Below are 5,694 nucleotides of genomic sequence, written 5' to 3' on the forward strand. Positions count from 1 at the left end.
ATATGCATCACTAAATGAAGATAAAGATGTAAGAATTGCAACAGCCTTAGATTTATCTCTCTATTTTGATATCACAACAGGCTTTGAAACAAGGTTTCGTTCAAATAAAGATTTATTATTTGCAATCAATATGATGAAGCTTTATTCAATTGAAACAGAAATGAATTCTTATCAATTGGGGTTATACTTAGCAAGCCAATTAGATTTCTACAAAGAGAAATACTCATTATGTAGTGCAATTACATTTACACCTACTGAGCGTCTTTCAATTTATCTTTCTCTAACAACTACTTTTTCTAATTCTGGTTTTGAAGAATTATTAGTTACCCCTTCTCTTTCATTTATTTTAACAGATGTTGTAAAACTTGAAGTAAGTGGAGGATATAAAAGTAAAGAAAATATATTCTTCGCTACTGCTGGTTTAAAAGCAGTCTTTTAATAATTAATCGTTTTTCTTGACTTGCTTTCCTTAGTGCCGTAAAAATAATTTATGGCAAATAATAAATACTTAAAAAAGAATCTTTGGTTCTTTCCTCTTGGAACAGTTGGTAGAGATATGCTTTACCAACTTTTTACTAATTACATACTTTTATATGTACTCTTTACAAGACAGCTAACTGCTGCGCAGTTAATGGCCATAACTGTAATTATGGTTCTTGCTAGAATTTTTGATGCTGTAAACGACCCTATAATGGGCAACATTATCGAAAGAACTAGAACAAAATGGGGTAAATACAAGCCTTGGCTACTAATTGGAATAATAACAACTAGTATTGTTGTATACCTTGCTTTCTCTGTTCGCTTACAGGGTTGGGCATTTGTTGTATTCTTCGCAGTTATTTATTTCTTATATTCGATTACCTACACAATGCATGATATCGCCTACTGGGGAATGGTTCCTTCCTTAGGAAGTGATGGACATTCAAGAGACCAATTCACATCTAGAGCAACACTTTTTGCTGGAATTGGAGCAACAATTGCAGGAATACTAATTCCAATGTTTACAACAGGCTCTATGACTATTGGTGGAAATGCCCAGGTAGCATATAGTACTGTTGCATTAGCTTTTTCTATTTTGGGACCTATTTTCCTTCTATTTACCATTGTTGGGGTAAAAGAAGATAGAAGCTATATGACTGAAAAGGCTCCTAAAGTAAGCTTAAATAAAATCATTACTACAATTAAAAATAATGACCAACTTATATGGGTTTCAATAATCTTTTTAATTCAACAAATCGGATTAAATTTGATACTTGGGGGAATAGGTTCAACCTATATTTATTTTACATTTGGCTACGAAGGAGGACTATACTCAACATTTAGTACTATTGGGGTATTAGCTACTGCTTTCTTAATGGTTTTCTATCCAGCAATATCACAAAAAATTAATCGAAAAACATTGATGAAATACATGTTAATTATGTCTTTAACATTTTACACTATTTTACTGATATCTGGATTATTCCTACCAAATACAATGTTAAAGTTTTGGATTGTAACCATTTCCTATATGTTTACAAACCTAGGACAGTATTCATATTACTTAATAATGATGATCTCTATAATTAATACTGTTGAATATAACGAATACAAAAATGGTAATAGAGACGAAGCAATTATTGCTTCCTTAAGACCATTCTTAACAAAATTTTCTTCTGCGATTGTAGTAATGCTTACATCACTTAGCTATTTAATGTTTGGTATTACAAATATTACAAACCAAATATCAAGCTTTGAGCAGCAAACTAATCTTGGCTTCATTAGTGAAGCTGAAAAACTAAGCTCTATTAAGAGTGTATTATCTGGAGTAAATAGATTCCAAAGTGCAGGTTTATTATTTGTAATGTGTCTACTACCTGCTGTATTAATGGCACTTTCCTACTTCCTATATAAGAAACACTATATTTTAGATGAAGTAGAGTACGAAAGAATTGTAAAAGAATTAGAAAGGGGAAAAGTATGATAAATACATTAATGCAACCTCCAAAGCTTGATAATATTTCAAAGCTTTTATGTATCCAACCACATCCTGATGATAATGAAATTGGAATGGGTGGTATTATTTCAGAGCTAGTAAGTAGAGGTGTCCATGTTGATTATCTAACTATTACAGATGGCTCTTTAGGTGATATTGGTCTAGTAAATGGCTCTTTAAAAGAAATAAGAAAAGATGAGGCAATAAATGCAGGTAAATATCTTGGAGCAAAAGAGTTTATCTTTTTAGACCATCTTGATGGTTCATTAAAGGATATTCCACTATTAGCAGGTGAAATTGCAACAATTATTAGAGAAGGAAAATATGATGCAATTGCAACTCCTGACCCATATAACACCTATGAAGCACACCAAGACCATATAATTACTGGTCTTGCAGCAGCTCAAGCAGCTATTAGTGTTAATTTAAAGGAATATCCAAGGGGAACAGCTACACTTCCTACAGATCTAAAAGCTGTATTATTCTATTTTACCCAAAAGCCTAATACTTTTATTGATATCACCAATCATTTTGAAAAGAAGATGGCTGCAACAGCGATGCATAAATCTCAAATAAATGAGGAAATGCTAGCTCTTTACACAGCTTATTTTGCTTCCCGAGGTCAAAAGATGAGTGGATCTGACAAAATATTTGAAGGGGTAAAAGCTCTACTTCCTCTTCATCTTCACTGTATCCCAGAAGCTGAGATTATATAAAAATAATTAAAAATATGTGGACTTTAAAATGGATAACTAATACTTGCCTCCTAAATTCAATAGGAGGCAAGCCTTTTTATTATACTTACACATCTTCTCATTGGTGTATATAAATTAAATATCTACATTTAGCATAAATATTTCTATTTTTCGTTTCTACTTTAAACCCTAGAGATCTTTCGGGCTTCGATATACAGGTCAATGGCCTCAATGATATAGTTAGTACCCGTTGTATAAAGTGCTTCATAGCAAGAATAGATGTACTCCCAAACACGATTAAGGGTGAAAAGCTCCGCGAGTTGTTTGCCTGTTAGGTGTTTTTCCCTTTTTGTATTGTTCAGCACAAATTATCATAAATGCTGACGGCTTTTTTACCACACTTGCAGCGCTTTGTCACCTTGTCAGCAAAGCTATCGCCTGAACTTTATTTGTTGTCGTATAAAACCCAAAATCAAGAAATCTATTCTGTTCAATTAATTTTGGATAGAAAACAATCGCATTGCTACCATGATATAAAATCATACAATACCCTACAATACTTTATTTGCAATCGCTTTCTCCTCTTGCATGGATTTTAACATTATTTCAATGTGCCTTCGCTTTTCTAAAAAAGAGCGCACATTTTCTATATCCTTTTTATAGATATATTTTCAAGCAACCTTTCTGCCGTCTCTGTATTTCAAATAATAATATTTTTTCTCGCAAACCATCTTTTATGATATTGTACCTTTCGGTAAAATGATAAACTCGCTTTGATACTTTGCAAGCATATATTAAATCCTTTACTTTTCTTGCTTTAGTATGATTACCAATCACCTGCCTATTCTTATCATAGGCAACATAATCAAAAATATTAACAAACTGTTGTTCAAAGCAAAATACATTTGAGAATATTACTCCTTGCACAGTAGAGAAATTGCAGATTTATGAAGATTAAAAGATACTTAGGAAAAATAATAAAATTAGAAATGATTACTTCAAATTATTTTAGTGTATAATTAATTAAAGGTCTCGTAATTGAGACCTTACTATTTACGACTCAGAAGTTGCGACTAAATCAGAACCAGATGATGCAATGTTATGGACTATTACATCACCAATTTTTATTGGTCCAGTAATGTTTACTTTATGAATTTCCCTCATAACATCAAAAATCATTTCTTTTGGAATTTCTGGAACAGTCTTTACTGCAACTCTCTTTTCCCCTGCTTTAACAGTTGAAGTTACAGTTCTCTTAGGAGAAATTACTTCCGTTTCAGCATATTTCTTTCCTCTTTGGCAGGTGTTACCTGTAACTGAGATAACCTTGCCATTATCAACACTTACCTTTAGTTGACAGCCAAGAGGACAATTAATACAAGTTAGTTCAGTTATTTCCATTTTCAATTTCCACCTTTAAATCTGCTTCTACAGGTCCCATGATTTTAACACTTTCCATTTCACCAGGAGCAAGAACAGCCTTCTTTATTCGTTTAATTTCAACGCCGTTACTCTTAACAACTATGTAAGAATTTCTATAGTTATCATTTACACGGAAGCGAATAGTTAAATCGGTTCTATTCTTTTCAATCTTCTGAGGAACAGTATATCTAACTCCAAAACCTGTGGTTACACTGAAATATTCCTTTATTTTATTTTCTTGCATTACATACTTTGCAGCACTCTTTCCGGCAGTTGTTGCCTCTTCTGAAACAAAGTCAACAAGGTCATGTACATGTAATACATTACCACAAGCAAAAATACCATCACCTGCTAAATATTGATCATCAACAATAGGACCTCCAGTTATTGGAGAGAGATCAATTCCAGCTTTCTTTGAGAGCTCATTTTCAGGAAGTAAGCCAACAGATAGTAATAGTGTATCACACTCATATCTAATTTCTGTTCCTTTAATTGGATTTCTATTGCTATCAACTTCACTAATTGTGACAGCTTCAACCCTTTCTTTACCTTCAATATTCACTACAGTATGAGAAAGAAGTAAAGGAATATCAAAATCATTTAAGCATTGAACAATATTTCTTTTTAAGCCACCAGAATATGGCATTAATTCAGCAACAGCTAACACCTTTGCACCCTCCAGTGTCATTCTTCTTGCCATAATTAAGCCAATGTCTCCAGAGCCTAAGATTACAACTCTTTTACCTACTAGCTTACCTTCGATATTCATCAAATGCTGAGCAGTTCCTGCAGAAAAAATTCCAGCAGGTCTATAGCCTGGTATATTAAGAGCTCCACGAGGACGCTCTCTACACCCCATTGCCAAAATAATAGCTTTCGCTTGAAGTCTTACAACGCCTTCATTACTATTTACGTATGTTACTTCATGTGGCTTTAAGTCTATTACCATTGAAGTAAGTTTTGCTTCTATGTTTCTTTTTTCTGCTTCTTTAATAAACCTATTTGCATACTCAGGTCCGGTTAACTCCTCCTTAAAGGTATGAAGACCAAAACCATTATGTATACATTGATTTAAAATACCACCTAAGCTTTGAGATCGTTCAATAATGATAATATCTCTTAGACCCTCATCATATGCAGAAATAGCAGCAGCAAGTCCTGCAGCACCTCCACCAATTACTATAAGATCCTTCACAAAATCACCTCAGAACCATCTTCGTTCTTTTTAACATCTTCAAGCTTACATCCTCTTTCTCTAGCAATGATGTCCATTACCTTAATTGAACAGAATCCACCTTGGCATCTACCCATACCAGCTCTAACTCTGCGCTTTATTCCATCAAGAGTAGTTGCACCTCGTTTTATTGCCTCAACAATTTCTCCTTCAGAAATTTCCTCACAACGACAAATAATATTTGCATATCTATTGTCTGTAGTAATTAATTTATTTCTTTCATCAATACTCATAGAGGCAGCCTTTGGAATTCTATTACGCTTTAGTACTGGATTTTCCTTTTTCTTTGCCTTTAATCTTGCAGATACTTGCTGACTTATATATTCACCAATAGCTGGTGCAGAGGTGAGTCCTGGAGAATCAATTGC

At 33.3% G+C, this 5,694-nt stretch carries 8 protein-coding genes; 3 read left to right on the forward strand and 5 right to left on the reverse strand.

Annotation, left to right across the window (positions count from 1 at the left end; all coding sequences use genetic code 11):
* From SOY52_RS08745 to SOY52_RS08755, 3 genes are all read left to right on the forward strand, one after another.
* The coding region (locus tag SOY52_RS08745) for a hypothetical protein (protein ID WP_320848573.1) at positions 1-439 on the forward strand (439 nt) is incomplete at its 5' end.
* A gap of 51 nt (positions 440-490) precedes the next feature.
* Positions 491-1,963 (forward strand): glycoside-pentoside-hexuronide (GPH):cation symporter, encoded by a 1,473-nt coding sequence (locus tag SOY52_RS08750; RefSeq protein ID WP_320848574.1) that lies wholly within the window; start codon positions 491-493, stop codon positions 1,961-1,963.
* Complete coding sequence (locus SOY52_RS08755) at positions 1,960-2,691, forward strand: PIG-L deacetylase family protein (RefSeq protein WP_320848575.1); 732 nt, start codon at positions 1,960-1,962, stop codon at positions 2,689-2,691. Before SOY52_RS08750 ends, SOY52_RS08755 begins: the two co-directional genes overlap by 4 nt.
* Before the next feature lie 161 nt (positions 2,692-2,852).
* On the opposite strand, the gene SOY52_RS11215 is transcribed toward SOY52_RS08755, so the two are convergent.
* From SOY52_RS11215 to SOY52_RS08775, 5 genes are all read right to left on the reverse strand, one after another.
* The gene (locus SOY52_RS11215) at positions 2,853-3,035 is read right to left on the reverse strand and encodes a DUF3791 domain-containing protein (protein ID WP_414429601.1); all 183 of its coding nucleotides are present in this window, start codon (positions 3,033-3,035) and stop codon (positions 2,853-2,855) included.
* A 49-nt stretch (positions 3,036-3,084) separates the two neighbouring features.
* On the reverse strand, positions 3,085-3,213 hold the full coding sequence (locus tag SOY52_RS08760; protein WP_320848576.1) for a DUF3990 domain-containing protein: 129 nt from the start codon (positions 3,211-3,213) through the stop codon (positions 3,085-3,087).
* A gap of 510 nt (positions 3,214-3,723) precedes the next feature.
* Complete coding sequence (locus tag SOY52_RS08765) at positions 3,724-4,071, reverse strand: DUF1667 domain-containing protein (protein WP_320848577.1); 348 nt, start codon at positions 4,069-4,071, stop codon at positions 3,724-3,726.
* Complete coding sequence (locus SOY52_RS08770; protein WP_320848578.1) at positions 4,058-5,287, reverse strand: FAD/NAD(P)-binding oxidoreductase; 1,230 nt, start codon at positions 5,285-5,287, stop codon at positions 4,058-4,060. Before SOY52_RS08770 ends, SOY52_RS08765 begins: the two co-directional genes overlap by 14 nt.
* Positions 5,284-5,694, reverse strand: a 411-nt coding sequence (locus SOY52_RS08775) for a (2Fe-2S)-binding protein (protein WP_320848579.1), incomplete at its 5' end; no start/stop codon positions are given. The genes SOY52_RS08775 and SOY52_RS08770, both read right to left, overlap by 4 nt.

The organism is Bullifex sp. (assembly GCF_034103065.1).
In the GTDB taxonomy this organism is placed as follows: domain Bacteria; phylum Spirochaetota; class Spirochaetia; order Sphaerochaetales; family Sphaerochaetaceae; genus Bullifex.

Bases quoted from the DNA above. Each gene is read 5' to 3' on its own strand.
- SOY52_RS08760 (WP_320848576.1), bottom strand. From the start codon at position 3,213: ATGATTTTATATCATGGTAGCAATGCGATTGTTTTCTATCCAAAATTA.
- SOY52_RS08755 (WP_320848575.1), top strand. From the start codon at position 1,960: ATGATAAATACATTAATGCAACCTCCAAAGCTTGATAATATTTCAAAG.
- SOY52_RS08750 (WP_320848574.1), top strand. From the start codon at position 491: ATGGCAAATAATAAATACTTAAAAAAGAATCTTTGGTTCTTTCCTCTT.
- SOY52_RS08765 (WP_320848577.1), bottom strand. From the start codon at position 4,071: ATGGAAATAACTGAACTAACTTGTATTAATTGTCCTCTTGGCTGTCAA.